This window comes from Brevundimonas vesicularis, from assembly GCF_027886425.1.
Taxonomy (GTDB): Bacteria; Pseudomonadota; Alphaproteobacteria; order Caulobacterales; family Caulobacteraceae; genus Brevundimonas; species Brevundimonas vesicularis_C.
The window spans coordinates 1998019-2017174 of the sequence record NZ_CP115671.1; the positions used below are offsets into that span (position 1 = coordinate 1998019).

General features: G+C 64.6%; 22 protein-coding genes and 2 tRNA genes. 6 read left to right on the top strand and 18 right to left on the bottom strand.

Features of this window, described 5'->3' with window-relative positions:
• Nucleotides 1–19: 19 nt before the first annotated feature.
• The 4 genes from PFY01_RS10300 to PFY01_RS10315 all read right to left on the bottom strand — a co-directional run bounded on the left by PFY01_RS10300 (nt 20) and on the right by PFY01_RS10315 (nt 3208).
• On the bottom strand, nt 20–559 hold the full coding sequence (locus PFY01_RS10300; protein ID WP_045811719.1) for a cold-shock protein: 540 nt from the start codon (nt 557–559) through the stop codon (nt 20–22).
• Nucleotides 560–778: 219 nt separating this feature from the next.
• A tRNA-Glu gene (locus PFY01_RS10305) sits at nt 779–853 on the bottom strand.
• 78 nt (nt 854–931) lie between these two features.
• Nucleotides 932–2743 carry a single-stranded-DNA-specific exonuclease RecJ gene (gene recJ / locus PFY01_RS10310; protein ID WP_271041216.1) on the bottom strand — a complete coding sequence of 604 codons (1812 nt, stop codon included), beginning with the start codon at nt 2741–2743 and terminating at the stop codon, nt 932–934.
• A gap of 39 nt (nt 2744–2782) precedes the next feature.
• Complete coding sequence (locus tag PFY01_RS10315; RefSeq protein WP_271041217.1) at nt 2783–3208, bottom strand: hypothetical protein; 426 nt, start codon at nt 3206–3208, stop codon at nt 2783–2785.
• A 108-nt stretch (nt 3209–3316) separates the two neighbouring features.
• On the opposite strand from PFY01_RS10315, the gene phaC reads away from it, so the two are divergent.
• Nucleotides 3317–5266, top strand: a complete 1950-nt coding sequence (phaC, locus tag PFY01_RS10320; protein WP_271041218.1) for a class I poly(R)-hydroxyalkanoic acid synthase — start codon at nt 3317–3319, stop codon at nt 5264–5266.
• On the top strand, nt 5263–5640 hold the full coding sequence (locus PFY01_RS10325) for a hypothetical protein (RefSeq protein ID WP_271041219.1): 378 nt from the start codon (nt 5263–5265) through the stop codon (nt 5638–5640). The genes phaC and PFY01_RS10325 overlap by 4 nt, the downstream gene beginning before the upstream one ends.
• On the opposite strand, the gene msrB is transcribed toward PFY01_RS10325, so the two are convergent.
• From msrB to rplM, 4 genes are all read right to left on the bottom strand, one after another.
• On the bottom strand, nt 5637–6140 hold the full coding sequence (gene msrB / locus PFY01_RS10330) for a peptide-methionine (R)-S-oxide reductase MsrB (protein ID WP_271041220.1): 504 nt from the start codon (nt 6138–6140) through the stop codon (nt 5637–5639). The two genes, PFY01_RS10325 and msrB, sit on opposite strands and share 4 nt — an antisense overlap.
• Before the next feature lie 39 nt (nt 6141–6179).
• Complete coding sequence (gene argC / locus PFY01_RS10335) at nt 6180–7130, bottom strand: N-acetyl-gamma-glutamyl-phosphate reductase (protein ID WP_271041221.1); 951 nt, start codon at nt 7128–7130, stop codon at nt 6180–6182.
• Nucleotides 7131–7231: 101 nt separating this feature from the next.
• Nucleotides 7232–7726, bottom strand: a complete 495-nt coding sequence (gene rpsI / locus PFY01_RS10340; RefSeq protein ID WP_017503896.1) for a 30S ribosomal protein S9 — start codon at nt 7724–7726, stop codon at nt 7232–7234.
• A gap of 2 nt (nt 7727–7728) precedes the next feature.
• Nucleotides 7729–8205, bottom strand: coding sequence for a 50S ribosomal protein L13 (gene rplM / locus PFY01_RS10345; RefSeq protein WP_017503897.1), 477 nt, complete (start codon nt 8203–8205; stop codon nt 7729–7731).
• A gap of 262 nt (nt 8206–8467) precedes the next feature.
• Here rplM and PFY01_RS10350 point away from each other — a divergent pair, with 262 nt between their 5' ends.
• Nucleotides 8468–9853, top strand: coding sequence for an alkaline phosphatase PhoX (locus tag PFY01_RS10350; protein ID WP_271041222.1), 1386 nt, complete (start codon nt 8468–8470; stop codon nt 9851–9853).
• Here PFY01_RS10350 and PFY01_RS10355 read toward each other — a convergent pair.
• A complete protein-coding gene (locus tag PFY01_RS10355; RefSeq protein ID WP_271041223.1) occupies nt 9822–10922 on the bottom strand; it encodes a COX15/CtaA family protein in 1101 nt (366 codons plus the stop codon). The genes PFY01_RS10350 and PFY01_RS10355 overlap by 32 nt on opposite strands.
• Nucleotides 10923–11056: 134 nt before the next feature.
• Here PFY01_RS10355 and PFY01_RS10360 point away from each other — a divergent pair, with 134 nt between their 5' ends.
• Both PFY01_RS10360 and PFY01_RS10365 read left to right on the top strand, forming a co-directional pair.
• On the top strand, nt 11057–11308 hold the full coding sequence (locus PFY01_RS10360) for a transglycosylase (protein ID WP_271041224.1): 252 nt from the start codon (nt 11057–11059) through the stop codon (nt 11306–11308).
• Entirely contained in the window at nt 11308–11502 is a 195-nt protein-coding gene (locus tag PFY01_RS10365; protein ID WP_271041225.1) for a DUF2842 domain-containing protein, read from the top strand. The genes PFY01_RS10360 and PFY01_RS10365 overlap by 1 nt, the downstream gene beginning before the upstream one ends.
• A gap of 77 nt (nt 11503–11579) precedes the next feature.
• On the opposite strand, the gene PFY01_RS10370 is transcribed toward PFY01_RS10365, so the two are convergent.
• The 7 genes from PFY01_RS10370 to PFY01_RS10400 form a co-directional block, all read right to left on the bottom strand.
• Nucleotides 11580–11656, bottom strand: a tRNA-Pro gene (locus PFY01_RS10370).
• A gap of 59 nt (nt 11657–11715) precedes the next feature.
• Nucleotides 11716–12123, bottom strand: a complete 408-nt coding sequence (locus PFY01_RS10375) for a MerR family transcriptional regulator (protein ID WP_271041226.1) — start codon at nt 12121–12123, stop codon at nt 11716–11718.
• 5 nt (nt 12124–12128) lie between these two features.
• Nucleotides 12129–12437: an integration host factor subunit alpha gene (locus PFY01_RS10380; RefSeq protein ID WP_026108237.1), complete on the bottom strand. Its 309-nt coding sequence runs from the start codon at nt 12435–12437 to the stop codon at nt 12129–12131.
• A gap of 77 nt (nt 12438–12514) precedes the next feature.
• Nucleotides 12515–13492 carry a beta-ketoacyl-ACP synthase III gene (locus PFY01_RS10385; RefSeq protein WP_066551567.1) on the bottom strand — a complete coding sequence of 326 codons (978 nt, stop codon included), beginning with the start codon at nt 13490–13492 and terminating at the stop codon, nt 12515–12517.
• On the bottom strand, nt 13489–14532 hold the full coding sequence (gene plsX, locus PFY01_RS10390) for a phosphate acyltransferase PlsX (protein ID WP_240893665.1): 1044 nt from the start codon (nt 14530–14532) through the stop codon (nt 13489–13491). Before plsX ends, PFY01_RS10385 begins: the two co-directional genes overlap by 4 nt.
• A 139-nt stretch (nt 14533–14671) precedes the next feature.
• On the bottom strand, nt 14672–15190 hold the full coding sequence (locus PFY01_RS10395) for a YceD family protein (RefSeq protein WP_165116717.1): 519 nt from the start codon (nt 15188–15190) through the stop codon (nt 14672–14674).
• Nucleotides 15191–15195: 5 nt separating this feature from the next.
• Nucleotides 15196–15720 (bottom strand): ubiquinol-cytochrome C chaperone family protein, encoded by a 525-nt coding sequence (locus tag PFY01_RS10400; protein WP_017503907.1) that lies wholly within the window; start codon nt 15718–15720, stop codon nt 15196–15198.
• A gap of 91 nt (nt 15721–15811) precedes the next feature.
• On the opposite strand from PFY01_RS10400, the gene PFY01_RS10405 reads away from it, so the two are divergent.
• On the top strand, nt 15812–16291 hold the full coding sequence (locus tag PFY01_RS10405) for an outer membrane protein assembly factor BamE (protein ID WP_017503908.1): 480 nt from the start codon (nt 15812–15814) through the stop codon (nt 16289–16291).
• A 78-nt stretch (nt 16292–16369) separates the two neighbouring features.
• Here PFY01_RS10405 and PFY01_RS10410 read toward each other — a convergent pair whose 3' ends face one another.
• Nucleotides 16370–18517: a sodium-translocating pyrophosphatase gene (locus PFY01_RS10410; protein ID WP_271041227.1), complete on the bottom strand. Its 2148-nt coding sequence runs from the start codon at nt 18515–18517 to the stop codon at nt 16370–16372.
• Nucleotides 18518–18694: 177 nt separating this feature from the next.
• Nucleotides 18695–19126, bottom strand: a complete 432-nt coding sequence (locus tag PFY01_RS10415; RefSeq protein ID WP_045811165.1) for a hypothetical protein — start codon at nt 19124–19126, stop codon at nt 18695–18697.
• Nucleotides 19127–19156 lie beyond the last annotated feature (30 nt).

The window sequence follows — 19156 nt, forward strand, 5'->3', positions numbered from 1 at the left end:
GCCTCTCCTGGGCGCTCGATTAGTCGCCCGTTCTGATGTCTGCAACCACCAGACCTTTGGGCCCGTTGGCGAATCGCACCCGCACCGCATCGCCAGGAATCAGATCATCCAGGCCGCAACGACGCAGGGTTTCGATGTGGACGAAGATATCGCCCGGCTCACGATCACGCACGACGAATCCGTAGCCCTTGGTCCGATTGAACCATTTGACCAGGGCGGTCTCCAGCTGTTCGTCACTTTCGGCGACCGGCCGCGGCGGCGGCGAAGTCACGGGTCGACGCACGGCGGGCGTCGCTTCGCCCTCGCCCAGGTCATGGATCTCGATCGTCTGCCAACCCTTGGCGCGTTTGACGCAGTCGCAGGTGATGGTCGCACCTTCGTCGGCCGCATCACGGCCGAGATCCCGCAGGCTGCTGATATGCAGCAGGACATCTCTCGTTTCGGTCAGGGTCGGATCGTCAGGGACGATGAAACCGTAGCCCTTGACGGCGTCGAACCACTTCACGCGCCCAGTGACGCGAACGGTCTGCGCCGTTTCCGTCTCTCTAAAGTCAGACACTTAAAAACCCCCGCCCGCGCCTCCAGCGGACTCGTTTTATATTTAACACCGTTCCGCGAAATTTTGAAAAGCGGAAAATGCGCGTCTATGCAGAAGCTTGCGTTTGGGGGCATACAGACGCGCATCGTTGGCGCCGGCGAATGACCGCCAGTTTCGTCAGCAATCTGGGTTAGGCTGCTTGTCAGGAGCCTAAAAGGCTCAACCATAGTCCTGCCCGCGTGGCAGTCCCTAGGGGAGTCGAACCCCTCTTTTCAGGTTGAAAACCTGACGTCCTAACCGATAGACGAAGGGACCGCTGCGCGGGAGAGCCGGCGATATAGCCGCGCCCTCGGAGCGGTGCAAGCGTGGATTTTCAGTTTTTTGGAGCCGCCGTCAGATCATTCGAGGATCGGCGACATCCTCGATCTCGAACTGCACGCCCTTGCGCCCATTCCAGTCGTCAGCCTTCAGCCGGCCCACGATGCTCAGCCCGCCCTGCCCCGACAGCAAGGCTTGGCCCGTCGGCAGATCGGCGCAGCGCCAGGCGATGGCCTTGACCGAAGCGCCATCCGGACCGATCAGCCGGCACCGCACATGACCGCCGTTCATGGCGACGGGTTCGCGGGCTTGAACGCCGCTCAGGGCGAAGCTGGGTTCCGGGTTGGCGGGGCCGAATGGGGCCAGACGCTCAAACGATTCGAACAGATCGCGCGTCGCCGCCGCCGGGTCGATCAGCGCGTCGATCTCCAGCACGTCCTGTGCGACAGCTTCGACCCTTTCGATAGCGAGTCGCGCGTTCAGGAAGGCGGTCAGCTCGGACACGCGCGCACCGTCCATCGTCAGGCCTGCCGCCATGGCATGACCGCCGCCAGCGAGCAGGATTCCGCTCTCCCAGGCCGCCTGGATCGCGCGGCCCAGGTTCATGCCTGGCTGTGACCGGCCTGACCCTTTTCCGAGACCGGTCACGGGATCGACGCCAATGACGATCACCGGCTTGCGCCAGCGCTCGCGCAAACGGCCGGCGACGATCCCGACGACGCCCGGATGCCAGTCCTCGCCCGCGACCACGACGACCGCGCTCTCGTCGGCATGGGCGCCGGTCGCCTCGACACGTCGAACGGCCGCCTCGGTGACGGCCCGCTCGACATCGCGCCGCGATAGATTCAGTGCATCGAGTTCGATGGCCAGGGCCTCGGCCTCGGTCGGATCATCCGTCGACAGCAGCCTTGCGCCGAGGTCGGAGCGACCGATGCGTCCTCCCGCATTGATGCGCGGTCCCAGGATGAAACCGGCATGATTGCTCTTGGCCGGTCCCGGTTCGGCGCCCGCCGCCGCCAACAGCGCGCGCAGACCCGGATTGCGCCAGTCGCTCATGACCTTGAGACCAAGGCCGGTCAGCGCGCGATTGAAGCCGGTCAGACCGGTCACGTCGCAGATGGCGCCCAGGGCCGCCAGATCCAGCCACTGACGAATGTCCGGCTCGGGCCTCTCGGCAAACAGGCTACGACGCCGACCTTCACGATTCAGCGCCGCCAGAAGCACGAAGACGACGCCTGCCGCCGCCAGATTTCCCTGACCCGAGTTGCACCCCGGCCGGTTCGGATTGACGACCGCCAGCGCCGTCGGCGGCTCGGTGCGCATCAGGTGGTGATCGATAACGACGACGTTCAGGGCGATGGCGGCCGCATGGGCCAGGGCTTCGTTCGCCGCCGCCCCGCAATCCACCGTGATGACCAGGTCTGCGCCCGACGCCTTCAGCGTATCGAAGGCCTTGGCGCTGGGACCGTAACCTTCGGTCATCCGGTCTGGAACATAGATCGAAAGCGTATGCCCCATCGCCCGGAACCAACGCACCAGCAGCGCCGCGCTGGAGGCCCCGTCCACGTCGTAGTCGGCGAACACATGAATGTTCGCCTTGGCCTGAAGCGCGTTCAGGATCGCATCGGCCGCTGCGTCCATATCTATAAAGCTGGACGGGTCGGGAAACAGGGCACGCAGGGTCGGGGTAAGGAAATCTTGGCCCTGGTCTGCGCGAACGCCCCGCGAGGCCAAGGCCCGGGCCAGCGGTTCTTCCAGGTTCAGGGTCTGCATGTGCGCGCGCGTCGTTGCGGCATCGGCTGGACGTTGACGCCAGGCGCGCCCGGACAGGGACCGAGACACGCCGAGAAATGCGTTCAGTGTCTTTGCGCCGCCGTCGTCTGCCATCAGCGCATTATCGCGGGATTCTGCATCCCGCGCGACCGCTCATCGCGCCGGGCGGCGGTCGAGCGGCGGTGGAGCCTTGGCCTTGTCACGCAGGCTTTGGGCGAAGGCCTCGATATCCGCCTGGGTTCGGACGGCGTCGGGCGACACCGGAACGGCGTTCACGGCTGCGCGTGTTTCGGCGGCGAGCGCCTCGGCGTCGCCGAGCGTCCAGTCGATGCGTGCGATCTCGCTCGTCAGCATCGCGCTGTCGCCTTGGAGACGCTGCACATTCGATGCGACCTGAGTGACCGGCGGCAGATCGGTCGGCGCTGCCGGAAAGTCCTCCCAGCGCGGATAGCGCCGATTGGCGTCGACCAGTTCCTGGATACGCGGCGCCAACGGCGAGACAGCCTCCGTCTTCGAGGCGGATGCGCCGATACAGCCGCTCAATGGCGTCACGATCGCGGCTGCGGCGATCAGGATCATCTTTTTCGAGTGCGACGCGTTCATTTCCTTGATGGTCTTATGCCATCATCGCGGTGCGCGGAAGGGTGGATGAACCACCCTCTGGCGCCGGAAGCGCGAAGGACGATCATGGCCAAGACTCCCAGAACGCCGACAGACGCCCCCGACCGCCCCGCACGCAAGGCCGGACGTCCGACGTCCGCCAAGCCCCGCCCGCCTCGGCAGCCTCGGCAGCCTAAGTCGAAACCTGCCGAAACGCGGGAGGCCGTCTCTGAAACCCATGCAGAGCCGACTCTTGAGCCGACCGCAGCGACGTCCAACCAGGCCGAGGTGATCGAAACCCTGTCGATGAATCTGGCCAAGGCGGCCATGATGGCTCAGAGCGCGATCGCCGAGGCGGCGCTGACCCAGGCCGATCGGCCGGCCGCCCTTTCCGCCGATCCCTTCAACGTCGCGCCAGCCATGACGTCAGTCATGACCAGCTTGGCCGCCCAGCCCGACAAGATGATTCAGGCCCAGGCCGACCTGTTTGGCCGCTATATGCAGCTCTGGTCATCGACGGCGCGTCAGGCGGCCGGCGAGGCGCCCGATCCCGCCCCGGTCGACAAGCGGTTCAAGGACCCGGCTTGGTCCGAAAACCCCATGTTTGACATGATGCGGCGATCCTATCTGCTGACGTCAGACTGGATGAACGGCCTGATCGCCGGGGTCGAGGACGTCGATCCGACGCTCAAACGTCGCGCGCAATTCTTCACCCGCCTGCTGACAGACGCCTTCTCGCCGTCGAACTTTTTGGCCTCCAACCCCGTCGCGCTGAAAGCCTTGGCGGAGACCAGCGGCGAATCGCTGGTGAAGGGCATGCAGAACTTCGCCGCGGATCTTGAACGTGGCGGCGGATCGCTGCGCATCAGCCAGGCCGACTACGGCAAGTTCGTCGTCGGCGAGAACGTCGCCACGGCGCCGGGCCAGGTCGTCTGGCGCGATGAGTTGTTCGAACTGATCCAATACGCGCCGACGACCGAGACCCAGCACGAAATCCCGCTGCTGATCTTTCCGCCTTGGATCAACAAATTCTACATCATGGATCTGCAGCCGGCGAACTCGCTGATCCGCTGGCTGTCGGCTCAGGGCCTCACAGTCTTCGTCTGTTCCTGGGTCAATCCGGACAAGGACAAGGCCGGCTTCGGCTTTGACGACTATCTGGAAAAGGGCATCTATCGCGCGGTCGAGAAGACTCTGGAGCAGGCGGGAACCAAGCAACTGAATGCCGTGGGATATTGCATCGGCGGCACCCTGCTTGGCGCTGGTCTGGCGCATATGGCGGCCAAGGGCGACAAGCGCATCGCCGCCGCCACCTTCTTCGCCGCTCAACATGACTTCGCCGAGGCCGGCGACCTGTTGCTGTTCACCGACGAACACTGGATCGCCGAGATCGAGCGTCAGATGGATGCGGCGGGCGGAGTCCTGCCGGGCGCAGCCATGGCCGAAACGTTCAACGCCCTGCGGTCCAACGACCTGATCTGGTCCTTCTTCATCAGCAACTATCTGCTGGGCAAGGATCCGCCCGCCTTCGACCTGCTGTTCTGGAACGCCGACCAGACGCGCATGCCCAAGGCGCTGCATCTGGACTATCTGCGTCAGATGTATGGGGCCAACGCCCTGGCCAAGGGGCAGTTTGAGATCGGCGGCCTGACGGCGGATCTGTCGAAAGTCGAGATCCCGCTCTATTTTCAGGCCAGCCGCGAGGATCACATCGCGCCGATGAACTCCGTCTATCGGTCCGCCAAACTGTTCGGCGCCAAGGATGTGACCTTCACCCTGGCCGGGTCAGGTCACATCGCCGGCGTCATCAACGCCCCCGCCGCAAAGAAGTATCAGCACTGGACCAACCCCGCCCTGCCCGCGACCTTGGCCGAATGGCAGGCGGAAGCCGTCGAACATTCAGGCAGTTGGTGGGAGCATTGGTCGGCCTGGCTCGGCGCGCGTTCCGGCGCTCAAATCCCCGCCCGCGACCCCGCCAAAGGTCCGCTCAAGCCCATCGAGCCGGCGCCGGGCAGCTATGTGAAAGTGAAGTCTTGAACCGTCTCGAACCCAACGCCTTGCTCGCCCTCAGCACAGGCGTCGCCTTGATCCTGCTGATCATGACGGCCAGCCTGTTCGGAGAACCGGGCAATACGGTCAAATATGTGATCTCGGCCGTCATCTGCGCGGCCGCCTTTGTCCTGCTCAACGAACGGATGGCGCGCGCGATGAAACGACCGGTCGCTCAGCCGCTGATCCACGTCAGCACGCCGGGCACCGCAGTGTGGGCCGGACTGTTTCCATTGATCGTCATCGCCATGGCCTGCACGCCCGTTTTCTTCGCCGGTCACGACTATGGTCTGCTGGTGATCATCGCCTCGGTCATCTTCGGCCTGACCGTCGATTCAGCCGTGCGCGCCCGTCGCGCCTAGGCCGACACGAACTTCAGCGCCACGCCATTGTTGCAGTAGCGCAGCCCCGTCGGGCGCGGACCGTCATCGAACACATGCCCCTGGTGTCCCACGCAGCGGGCGCAATGGTATTCGGTGCGCGGAATGCCGATGGCCAAGTCACGCTTCTTGCCGATATTGGCGGCGATGACGTCATAGAAGCTGGGCCAGCCGGTGTGGGAATCGAATTTCCACTGCGATCGGAACAGCGGCAGATCGCAGCCCTTGCAGACGAACGTCCCGCGCGCATGCTGATCGTTCAACGGGCTGGAATAGGGACGCTCCGTCCCCTCGTGCCGCATCACGCGCCAAGACGCGTCGCCCAAGCGTCGTCGCCAATCCGCATCGGACACCCGACGATAGGGGGAGGCTGCGTATTGCCCCTCCCCGGCTTCGGATGTCTCAGGCGAACAGGCGGACAGGGCGAGCGCGCCGGCGCTCATCAGAAGGCCCCGGCGACTCAGAATCAGGGACTGGGTCATGTCCCTGATACGACGCATGCCGCCGAATGGTTTCAGACCTCAGATCAGACCGGTCGTCTCATCCAGATCCAGCATGATGTTCAGGTTCTGCACCGCCGCGCCCGACGCGCCCTTACCCAGATTGTCGAGCAAAGCGACCAGCCGCGCCTGCTCGCCATTGCGATCGCCGCAGACATGCAGACGCAGTCGGTTGGTGCCGTTCAGACCTTGGGGCTCGATGCCGGTCATGGCCTCGGTTTCCTCCAGGTCGGCGACCTCGACGAACCGCTGGCCGTCATAGGCCTCGACCAAGGCGCCGTGCAGCCGTTCGACAGAGGGGGTTTCCGGCAGGGCCGCCAGATGCAGCGGAACCTCGACCAGCATGCCCTGACGATAGTTTCCGACCGCCGGCGTAAACAGCACGTCTCGGCTCAGACCTGTGTGTTTGGTCATTTCGGGCACATGCTTGTGCCTCAGCGTCAGACCATAGGCGCGATAGGCGGTCGCGGCGCCTCCGCTGTCTTTTGGGGCCGCCTCGAATTCGGCGATCATGGTCTTGCCGCCGCCAGAATAGCCTGACACCGCATTGACCGTGACAGGATAGTTGGCTGGAACCAGACCCGCCTTCACCAGCGGCCGCACCAGAGCGATGAAGCCCGTGGGATAGCAGCCGGGGTTCGACACGAACTGAGAGCGCGCGATCAGCGCACGTTGCCCGGCATCCATTTCAGGAAAGCCATAGGCCCAGCCCGGCGCGACCCGATAGGCGGTCGAGGCGTCGATCACCTTGACCGACGGGTTGGCGATCATGGACACGGCTTCCCGCGCAGCATCGTCGGGCAGACACAGGATCACGGCGTCGGCGCCGTTCAGGGCCTCACGCCGTGCATCCGCATCCCGACGTCTGTCGCCCAGCAGGATCAGCTTCAGATCCGGGCGCGCTTCCAGCCGCTCGCGGATTTCCAGCCCCGTGGTGCCGGCTTCGCCGTCGATGAAGATGGTATGGGTCATTTGTCTCTCCCGTCCCTTCTCCGCTTAAGGAGCAAAGGCGCAAGAAAAAGGGCGCTCCGGGTCTCCCCGAAGCGCCCCAAATTCAAACCGCGTAAACGCGATTAGCGCTTCGAGAACTGGAAGCTGCGGCGAGCCTTGGCGCGGCCGTACTTCTTGCGCTCGACGACGCGGCTGTCGCGGGTCAGGAAGCCATGCGGCTTCAGGACCTTGCGCAGTTCCGGTTCGAAGTGCGTGAGGGCGTGCGACAGGCCGTGACGGATCGCGCCGGCCTGGCCCGACAGACCCGAACCTTCGACGGTGCAGATCACGTCATACTGGGTGGCGCGGTCCGAGACGGTCAGCGGCTGAGCGATCATCATGCGCAGCACGGGACGAGCGAAATACTGCTCCTGGTCCTTGCCGTTAATGGTGATCTTGCCGGTGCCGGGCTTCACCCAGACGCGAGCGATGGCGTTCTTGCGCTTGCCGGTCGAATAGGCGCGGCCTTGGGCGTCCAGCTTCTGGACATAGACGGGCGCGTCGTTCTCGACCGAAGAGCTCAGGCCCTTCAGGGCGTCGAAGCCGGTTGCGGTTTCGGTGTTGGTCACGTCGGTCATGCTCAGACGCTCCGGGTGTTCTTGGGCGACGCCGACTTGAAGTCGATCGTTTCCGGTTGCTGGGCTTCGTGGTCGTGCGCGGCGCCGGCGAACAGGCGCAGGTGCGTCATCTGCTTGCGGGCCAAGGGGCTTTCCTTGGGCAGCATGCGCTCGACAGCCTTTTCAAGCACGCGCTCGGGGAAGCGGCCGCCCAGAACCTTCTCAGGCGTGGTCGACTTGACGCCGCCCGGGTGACCGGTGTGGCGATAGTAGATCTTGTCGGTGTTCTTCTTGCCGGTGAACACCACCTTGTCGACGTTGGTGACGACGACATAGTCGCCGCAATCGACGTGCGGAGTGTAGTCGCCGCGGTGCTTGCCGCGCAGACGGTTGGCGATGAAGGTCGCAAGGCGGCCCACCACGACGCCTTCGGCGTCGATGTGGATCCACTTCTTCTCGACCTCGGCCGGCTTCAACGAAGCCGTAGTGCTCTTCAGCATGAGGGGGTTCCTGGAGACGAAAATCGGGTCCGGCCCCCGAGGGAACCGAATGAAGGCGCGCTGATACAGGAGACGATTGGTCGCGTCAACGCACACGACAACGCCGCATTTGCCACAACGCATTGTTTAAGCACGTTGTTTTAAATACGGTATTAAAATACCCGACGCGAAGAGGCGAGGTAGCGTTACGGCGTAACATAAAACGTCATCAAACCATGATTATAGGCAGGCATCGCAACGGCGACAGCTTTGGAGCCCCTTCATGATCGTTCATCGTCGTGGTCTGATCGCCACGGGCGCAGCCGCCGCCTTCTCAGGACTGGCGCGTCATGCCGGAGCTCAGACGGCGGGTGAAGAGACCTACGTCAACGAGGTCCATGGCTACGGACCTCTGCTACGCGATTCCAATCGTCTGCTCGATCTGCCCGAAGGCTTTTCCTATCAGGTCGTCGCCCAGAGCGGCGACACGATGGACGACGGCCTGTTCGCTCCGGGACAGCCCGACGGCATGGCCTGTTTCCCGCTGGAAGGATTTCGCGTGGCCTTGGTGGTCAATCACGAGCTGAAGGGCTCCAGCGGCCTGCATCGCAATCTCGGCCCCGGCGGCCTTCGTGAGGAGCGGCTTGACCTACTGGACGCCACCAAGGGCTACGACACCTACAAGAATGGCCGCCCCCTGCCCGGCGGCTGTTCCACCATCATCTATGATCTGGCGGCCCGCCGGATGGTCGGCCGACATCTGACGCTGGCCGGCACCTCGACCAACTGCTGCGGCGGGCCGACACCGTGGGGCAGTTGGCTGACCTGCGAGGAAACGCTGGAGACGCCGGCCGACGCCGATGTGACCAAGGCCCACGGGTGGGTCTTCGAAGTTCCGGCGACCGCGACCGGCCTGGTCGATCCCGTGCCGCTCAAGGCCATGGGCCGCTTCGATCACGAGGCTGTCTGCGTCGATCCCCGCACCGGCGTCGTCTATCTGACCGAAGACGACAACGCCGGCCTCTTCTATCGCTTCATTCCCAATGCGCCCGGCAAGCTGACCGAGGGCGGCCGGCTTCAGGCGATGGCCTGGAAAGGCGCGCCGTCGGCCGACACCCGCAATCAGGATGGGCGCACCTGGGCTGTCGGCGACTGGAAGGAGATCGAATGGATCGATCTGGACGACGTCGAATCTCCCAATGGCGACCTGGCCAAGCGCGGTCATGCCGCCGGCGCGGCCTGGGTTGCGCGGGGCGAAGGCCTCTGGTGGGGCGATGACGAACTGTATTTCACCGCAACCTCGGGCGGACCCATCCGCCGTGGTCAGGTCATGCGGCTGGTTCCCGGTCTGAACGGCGAGGCGGACCGGCTGCAGTTGTTCGTGGAAAGCACGGATCCAAAGACGATGAACATGGCCGACAACATCACCGTCGCGCCTTGGGGACACCTGATCCTGTGCGAGGACAACTATTCCTCGGACGTTCGCAACCACCTGAAAGGCGTTACGCCAGAGGGCAAGGTCTATACGATCGGCCGCAACGTCTTCACCGGCAACTCCGAGTTCGCCGGCGCCTGTTTTTCGCCGGATGGCGAGGTGCTGTTCGTCAACATCATGTACCCCGGCATGACCCTGGCGATCAGAGGCCCATGGTCCTCGGTCCGGACATGAAGATGCGCGGCTGAGCTCGCAACACCAGCCACAGATTCACGGTGGCCGTCGCCAGCACGATCGCGGCGCCTGCCTGGTGCAATACGCCAAGCCAGACCGGAACAGCGTGCACCAGGGTCACGATCCCCAGCAGAGCCTGGAACCAGATCACACCCGCAAGCGCGAAGGCGCCGAAGCCCATTCCCTCCGCTACGCGCCAGCGCCAGGCCTGGAAAGCATAAACGCTGACGGCGATCAGCAGACCATAGGCGACCAGTCGGTGATTGAACTGCGTGAGCGCCTGATCATGCAGGAAGGCGGCCGCGCCCAGGCTCCAGTCGGCCGGCGGCAAAACGGCGCCGTTCATCAGCGGCCAGTCGGTATAGACCAGCCCGGCATGACCGCCCGCAACCAGGGCGCCCAGCAGGCATTGCAGGAACACTGCGCCCAGCAGCAGGCCGGCGCCCCTCACCCAACCCGACGGCGGCCGGCCGTGATCCTCACCGTTCCAGGCCTCTAGCCCCGTCCAGATCAGGGCGGCGAACAGGACGAACGCCAGACCAAGGTGCGTCGCCAGACGCTCCGGAGCCACGCTGACACGCTCGGACAGGCCACTGGACACCATCCACCATCCGATCAGGCCCTGAAGGCCGCCCAGCGCCAGAAGCAGGACACAACGCCAGATCAGGCGGTTGGGCATGGCCCACTGGCGGAATACCGACCGGGCCGGCGCCAGACGGCACAGCAGGAAGGCGATCAGCGGCAGGGCGAACACCATACCCACCAGACGCCCGATCAGACGGTGCAGCCATTCCCACCAGAAGATGCCCTGAAACTCGCCCAGGCTCATGCCGGCGTTGACCTGCGCGTACTGCGGGATCTGCTTGTACTTCTCGAAGGCCTCGGCCCACTGCGCGTCGTTCAGAGGCGGAATGGCGCCCATGATGGGCTTCCACTCCGTGATCGACAGGCCAGAGCCCGTCAGCCGCGTGATGCCGCCGATCACCACCATCAGGAAGACGACGGCGGCCGTGGCGAACAGCCACACGGCGACGGCGCGGTTACGATCTGGATTTCCGAAACGGTTCATTCGACGCCTGACACTGACCCGGATATGGTGTCGCGTCGAACGAAGACCAGACGCGACCGGTGCGGTATGCCCGCCCCAAGCGACAAGATCGAGTCGGATTGAGTTAACGGCGCTGTCGCCGCAGGAGATCAGGGTTGCAATACGCGGATATCGCCGCCGCCATCGCAGGCGGCCTGCTGCTGGCCTGGATCGCGGACTTTCTGACAGGCCGGCGCGGCTTCGGCGGCACAAGCCTTGTGTCCGGGATCGGCCTGGCCTGTGGATGGTTCCTGGCGGTCCGGGTCTTCGTGGTCAGCACGATGGACAGCTGGGTCTGGGTGCCGTGGGCGCTCGTTGGATCGGGCATCTGTCTGGTCGCCTTCTTCCTGTTCCGGAACAAGCGCTGATGCCGCCCCGTCTGCGTCGCTTCGTCGCCGCGATCGGCGTGCTGCTCTTTCTCGTTTTCTGGGTCTGGGGCCTGATCGCCCTGCGCGGAATGCTGCCGACGTCGCAGTGGATCGACTTCCTGTTCTTCGGCATCGGCGGGACCGCCTGGGGCCTGCCTCTCATCCCGTTGCTGCGATGGGCCGAGCGCGGCTGAGCGCAGAACCTGCCCCCAGATACGGCGATGGGGTCGCCCGCAAGGACGACCCCACCATCATCATTCTTTTTCAAGAATGGTCGGAGCGACAGGATTCGAACCTGCGACCCCTTGACCCCCAGTCAAGTGCGCTACCAGGCTGCGCCACGCTCCGAAGGCGCTCCCTATAGACGGGGGGACCGCTGTCCGCAAACGCTAAAACGACTTTTCCACCTACCGTGAAAGAACGGCGTCCAGACGCGCTTTGGCCTGCTCCAGATCGGCCAGAACCTGCTGCAATTTCGAGGTTTCCGCCCGCGCGACATCGGACGTCAGCGCAGACATCGTGACATCGCCGTCGTCTATCAGTGCGGCGGCCTCCGCCCCGATCAGCTTTTTCAGCCCCTGTTCCCTGTGCAGACGCTGGACGCCGCGAATCGTCAGCCCGTCGTCGTGCAGAAGGCGTTTGACCGCCTTCAGCACCGCGATGTCCTGAGGCCGATAAAAGCGCCGACCGCCGGCTCGTTTGACCGGCGTGACGAAATCGAACTTCGTTTCCCAGAACCGCAGCACATGCTGCGGCGCACCGACCTCTTCGGCCGCTTCGGAAATGGTTCGGAAGGCGTCGGCGCTCTTGGCCACCGCGATCAGGCCTCGACGACGGCGTCGTGAACCCGGCTTTTCATGATCTGTGAGGCACGGAAGCTGATGACCCGGCGTGGATTGATCGCCGCCGGTTCGCCCGTCTTGGGATTGCGGCCCATCCGTGCACGCTTCTCACGCACCTGAAAGACGCCGAAGCCGGACAGTTTCACTGTCTCGCCGCGCTCGAGCGATTCGACGATCAGTTCCAGGGTGCGCTCGACCAGGCTGGAGCATTCCTGACGCGACAGGCCGACCTCTTCATGCACGGCTTCGCACAAGTCGGCGCGCGTCACGGTCTGTTGGCCTGCCATCGTATCCCCGCTGTCATGCGATCCGCTCGCATCCATAGGGGCGCAAAGCCCCCGAAAAATCAATGCCTCGATGTCGATTAGAGCCGAAGCGCGCAGGCGCCCCAGGTCAGGCCGCCGCCCATGGCCTCAAGCAGCACCATATCGCCCTTCTTGATCCGTCCATCCTGGATCGCAGCATCCAGCGCCAGCGGGATCGAGGCGGCCGAGGTGTTGGCATGGGTGGCGACGGTGGAGACCACCTTGTTCTCATCCAGACCCAACCGGTCGCCGACGCCCTTGATGATTCGTTGATTGGCCTGGTGCGGCACGAACCAGTCGACATCCGCGATCTGGATGTTGGCGGCGGCGCAAGCGGCGGTGATGCCCTCTGCGATATTCACGACGGCATGACGGAAGACCTGGTTTCCGGCCATGCGCAGATGGCCAACGGTCCCCGTCGTCGCCGGGCCGCCATCGACATAGAGAAGATCGGTCTTGGATCCGTCAGCGCGCAAGGCGAAACCCAACATGCCCTGGTCGTCCGATGTCCCCTGCCCTTCGCGCGGTTCCAGCACCACGGCACCGGCCCCGTCGCCGAACAGGACGCAGGTGGTCCGGTCGGTCCAGTCCATCAGCCGCGTCATCTCCTCGGCCCCGATCACCAGGGCGCATTTCGACAGACCGCGCGCCACGAAGCCGTCAGCGACGCTGAGCGCATAGACGAAACCGGAGCAGACAGCTTGAACATCGAAAGCAATGCCGACGCCCGCGCCCAGCTTGGCCTGGACGATCGACGCGACCGCCGGGAAGGTCATGTCGGGCGTGGTGGTGGCCACGATAATAAGGTCGACATCGGACGCCGCCTTGCCCGCGTCGGCGAGCGCCTTCCTGGCGGCCTCGACCGCCAGATCGCTGGTCGGCTGGTCATCACGCGCCTTGTGACGCTGCTTGATCCCGGTGCGCTCCTGAATCCATTCGTCGGATGTGTCGACGAACTTGGCCAGGTCGGCATTGGTGACGATCTCATCCGGCAGGTAAGAGCCGACGCCGGTCACGGCGCTGCGGGTGACGGTCACTGGAGGGGTTCTCCCACGGCTGCGGCGGGCTTGGCGGCATGGTCGAACACCGCGTCCAGCTTGCCCAGGTTGTCCCCCACCTTGCTCATATAGTCGCTGCGGGCCAGATCGACAGCGATGCGGATCGCATTGCCGAACCCCTTGGCGTCAGCGCCGCCATGGCTCTTCACCACGATACCGTTCAGGCCCAACAGGGGGCCGCCGTTGATGGCGCTGGGGTCGATCTTCTGGCGCATTTTCTTCAACGCCGGCATGGCGATGACGGCGCCCAGCTTGGATTGCAGATTGGAGGTCAAAGCCTCTTTCAACAGGGCGGAAATATAGCGCGCTGTGCCTTCGGCGGTCTTCAGCGCGATGTTTCCGGTGAAGCCGTCTGTCACGACCACATCCACCGTGCCCTTGGCGATATCGTCGCCCTCGACGAAGCCGTGATAGTTCAGATCGAACGGCCCGTCGCGCAGGATGGCGTGCGCCTCCTTGACCTGTTCGTTGCCCTTCATGTCCTCGGACCCGACGTTTAGGAGGCCGATTGTCGGGCGGGCGATGCCGCGCACTGCGGACTGGAAGGCTTCGCCCATGATGGCGAACTCGATCAGCTGCTCCGCATCGCTGCCGATGTTGGCGCCGACGTCCAGAACCGCCGTATGGCCCTTGAAGGTGGGCCAGCTGGCGACGATAGCCGGACGCTCAAGTCCGGGCGCAGACATCCGCAGAATCAGTTTCGAGATCGCCATCAGGGCGCCGGTATTGCCGGCCGAGACGACGCCACCGGCCTGACCCGTCTTCACCGCCTCGATGGCGTTCCACAGGCTGGAGCCCTTGCCGCGGCGCATGGCCTGGGCCGGCTTTTCGTCCATGGCCACGACCTTGTCGGTGTGGCGGATCTCGCAGACGTCCGCCGCCAGTCCGCAACGCGCCAGTTCCGGCGCGATCTTGGCTTCGTCGCCATGCAGCAGGAAGCGAACTCCCTCCCCGTCATGGGTCCGGATATAGCTGCGGATGCCGGGAACGACGACGGAGGGCCCGTGATCGCCGCCCATGGCGTCAAGCGAGATCGTAACTGGGGCTGGCAAATGGACCTCTTGTGGCCGCGTCGTCTTGTCGCGCGACGCTTGGCAGGATGCGCTGGACGATAGCGCCGACGCCGGGGGATGCAACCACCCGGCCCCTACGTCAACCTCAGCCTTGGTCGTCTTTGGACTTGAGCGCCTTCAGGGCCGCGAACGGAGAAATCTCCGTCGGCTCCTCAGGTTGCACGAACTCCGCGCCCGGCTTGCGCGGGAACGGATCAAGCGACAGCACCAATTGCTCGACCGCGTACTGGCCCAGGTCGATCTTGCCGTCCTCGATCACGTCGGCGTCTTCTTCATCCAGCGTGACCTCGATCTCGTCGGTTTCCTCTGGCTTGGCTTCGACAAGCTGAATGGAGAACCGGCGATTTACATCGACTGGCAAGGGCTCCAGCGTCAGGCCGCAGGTCTGCACCGCATGTGCGGTCACCCTGCCCTTCATCGTCCATTCGCTGGTTGACGGCGTCGGCTTGATTTCTAGATCGACGGCGAAATCGTCCAGCCCCTGAAGATCGAGGCTGCGGGCGATTCGCTTGCGAGTGTCTGCATCCGGCTCCAGCCGGCGGCTCAGGCCCGCGCCGATCTGATTGACCCGCACCGTTTCACTGTAGGGGAGCGTCGCGCTCATCTCGTTCAAACTTCCGCCCAGGCCGGCGTCGCCAGCACCTTGTTGAAATCCTGCGCCGCCAGGGCCGCGCGTGTCGTCAGCGCATAGCGCGCCAATGTGTCCGCATGGGGCGCTTGCGGATCCGCATAGACATTCTTCGCCATCGCCTCCGCCAGAGCCGCCGCATCGCCAGCGCGCAGCGGCTGCTCATAGGCGTTCATCCGGCCGTAGAGGGCCTCGCCCAGCTTACGCATCTTCTTGCCGACGGCGACGTCTCCCACGCCTTCTTCGCGCAGGACGTGATCCAGCGCCGAGACATAGACGTCGAAGACCGCCTGAGCCGCATCCTGGCCCTGAGCTGTGTTCTCATCGCGCAGCCGCAGCACCAGCAACAGCACATGCAGCGTGTAAAGTTCGAATCGCGCGTCGATGCGGTCATCGACCGCCAGGCGCGTGTAGAAGGCCGGATTGCGGGCCTGGCTGACGGCCTTGGCGTAAAGATCGTCGCCGAGACGGACGCCGGATCGGGGTTTGAACAGGTTTTTCAGCATGGGTTCCAACGGCCCCTTTTCCGCCGCGCCGTTGAACTAGGACGCAGGTCCGTCTAGGTCAAAGACCTTGTTCTCTCGCAGGCGCCCGACCATGTCCCGTTTCGTCCCGCTTTTCGTCGCTGTTTCGCTGGCCGGCCTGTCCGCCGCCTGCGCCCCGACCATCGGCTCCAACGGCTTCCAGGCCATCGACGCCAAGCCGCAAGACGTGGTCGCCGGTACGGACACCAAGGAAACCGTCCTCGCCAAGCTGGGTTCGCCTTCGACCACTTCGACGTTCGAGCCGGATCAGGTCTGGTACTACATCAGCCAGACGACCGAGAAATACACCTACAACCTGCCCAAGGTTTCGACCCGCACCGTGACGGAGATCACCTTCGTGCCTCAGGGCGATCAGGTCGCTTCGGTACGCACCCTGGGCCTGACGGACGGCGAGCAGATCGCCATGAACCGCAACGAGACGCCGACGCGCGGTCGTGAGCTGACGGTTCTGGAGCAACTGCTGGGCAACGTCGGTCGTGGCCAACTGCCACGCACCGAGGATGACACGCCCGGCCAACGCCGCCCCGACTGAGGCGGCTCATCTCCCCAAAGCAAAGACGCCCCGGAGATCGCTCTCCGGGGCGTTTTCATAAGGGCTGGGTATTTGAGCCTAGCCGATGGTCCCGCTCGCCAGCACCGCCAGCAGCAGCAGGGCGACGATATTGGTGATCTTGATCATCGGGTTCACCGCCGGACCCGACGTGTCCTTGTAGGGATCGCCCACCGTATCGCCGGTCACGGCCGCCTTGTGGGCTTCGGAGCCCTTGCCGTGGACGACGCCGTTCTTGTCGGTGAAGCCTTCCTCGATCACCTTCTTGGCGTTGTCCCAGGCGCCGCCGCCTGATGTCATCGAAATGGCGACGAACAGGCCGGTGACGATCACGCCCATCAGCATGGCGCCGAGAGCGGCAAAGGCGTTCGCCTTGTCCGAAATGGCCAGCACCGCGACGAACAGGACGATCGGCGACAGCACCGGCAACAGCGACGGCACGATCATCTCGCGGATCGCCGCCTTGGTCAGGATGTCGACCGCCCGGCCGTATTCCGGCTTCACCTCATAGGTCATGATGCCGGGGTTCTCGCGGAACTGGCGTCGGACCTCCGCGACGACCGATTCGGCGGCCCGTCCCACCGCCATCATCGACATGCCGCCGAACAGAAACGGCAGCAGTCCCCCGAACAGCAGCCCGACGACGACGTAGGGATTGGTCAGATCGAAGGCGATCGGACCCATGTCGGCGAAGAACGGATAGTCCGCCGGATTGGCCGAGAAATACTGCAGGTCCGACGTATAGGCGGCGAACAGCACCAGCGCGCCGAGGCCTGCCGAACCGATGGCGTAGCCCTTGGTCACGGCCTTGGTCGTGTTGCCCACGGCGTCCAGCGCATCCGTCGAATGCCGCACATCGCTGGGCAGACCCGCCATCTCGGCGATTCCGCCGGCGTTGTCGGTCACGGGTCCAAAGGCGTCCAGCGCCACAATCATTCCCGCCACACCCAGCATGGTCGTGGTGGCGATGGCGATGCCGAACAGGCCGGCCAGCTGGAAGCTGGCCACGATGCCGACGATGATCGTCAGCGCCGGAAGCGCCGTCGCCTCCAGCGAGACGGCCAGGCCCTGAATGACATTGGTGCCGTGCCCGGACACCGACGCGTTGGCGACCGATCTCACCGGACGGAAGCCTGACCCGGTGTAGTATTCGGTCACGACCACGATCGCCGCCGTCACCGCCAGACCGACCATGCCGGACCAGAACAACGCCATCGGCTGGATCTCCAGACCGCTGGCCGTCACGATCGGCCCCGTCACCATCTGGTCGATCACCCACCAGACCGCACCGATGGACAGGACGCCGGTGACGATCAACCCCTGATAGAGGGCGCCCATGATGTTGTCGGACTTGCCCAACCGCACGAAAAAGCTGCCGACGATGGAGGTCACGATGCACACCGCGCAGATCGCAAGCGGCAGCACCATCATCAGATCCACATAGGGCTGCCCCCTGAAGAAGATCGCGGCCAGCACCATGGTCGCAACCGTCGTCACGGCATAGGTTTCGAACAGGTCGGCCGCCATGCCGGCGCAGTCGCCGACGTTGTCGCCCACATTGTCGGCGATGGTCGCGGCGTTACGAGGATCGTCCTCAGGAATCCCCGCCTCGACCTTGCCCACCATGTCGCCGCCGACGTCGGCGCCCTTGGTGAAGATGCCGCCGCCCAGGCGCGCGAAGATCGAGATCAGCGAGGCGCCGAAGCCCAGCGCCACCAGCCCGTCGATCACCTCACGTCCCGTTGAGGGCAAGCCCAGATGCTGTGTCAGCACAATATAGTAGCCCGACACCCCGATAAGTGCGCCGCCTGCCACGAACATGCCCGTGATGGCGCCCGAGCGGAACGCCAGGTTCAACCCCTTGGATAGGCTTTCGGACGCAGCCTGTGCCGTGCGCACATTGGCCCGCACCGAGATCAGCATCCCGGCATAACCGGCCGCGCCAGACAGGACGGCGCCGATCAGGAACCCGATGGCGGCATAGATTCCGATCAGGAAGTAGGCGGCGATCAGGATCACGATCCCGACGATGCCGATGGTCAGATATTGCCGCTTCAGATAGGCCGAGGCGCCTTCCTGGATCGCGGCGGCGATCTCTCGCATCTTGTCGTTGCCAGTGCTCGCCTTCATCAGCACGGCGGTCTGCGCGGCGCCATACAGCACCGCCAGCACACCGGCCGCGAAGACCAGCGTAAGTGACTTCGTCATTGGCGTTTCCATGCCCTTGCAAACAGGCGCGCAGGCCTTGGCGCGGTCGGGCGTTATCGCCTCTGTCCGCCTTCCGGTCCCCCCGCACGCGGCGAACGCGTCAGTGCGTTCTTTGGGATTTGCAAAGGGAGCCTGTCATGGCAGGCGGAGTGACGCAACAGCGGTCGCTCAGCCCGTTCAGCGGGCGGTCTGCATGCCCGTGCGGCGGCGCGGCGACTGGCTGACGACCTCGACGCGTCGCACGGAGCCGCGACCCGAGATCGCCGCAGACGCCGCCACCAGCGAGGCGGACAGGGCCCGCTCGTCCAGCCGTGTCCAGTCGCCGGGCACGGTGAAGGGCGTCTTGTGGGCCGCGCGAACGACGGCGTCGCGGAAGAAAGCTTCCTTGGGCTTCATCTGCTCGACGGTCTTGCCGGCGCCCAGTTCGAGCCTGAGGGCGACAAACACGTAGTTCCGCAAACGCCCGCCCTCGATGACAGGCAGGCCGAGGCCTGCGATGCTCAGGGCCGCAGGCGCAGACTCGGTTTCGCTGCCGGAGGCGGCGGCGCGACTGGCGGCGGCGCCGGTCAGAGCAGCGGTTCCGGCGGCGATCAGGGTTCTACGGTCCATCACGACATCATGCCGGACGGGCGTTAGGAT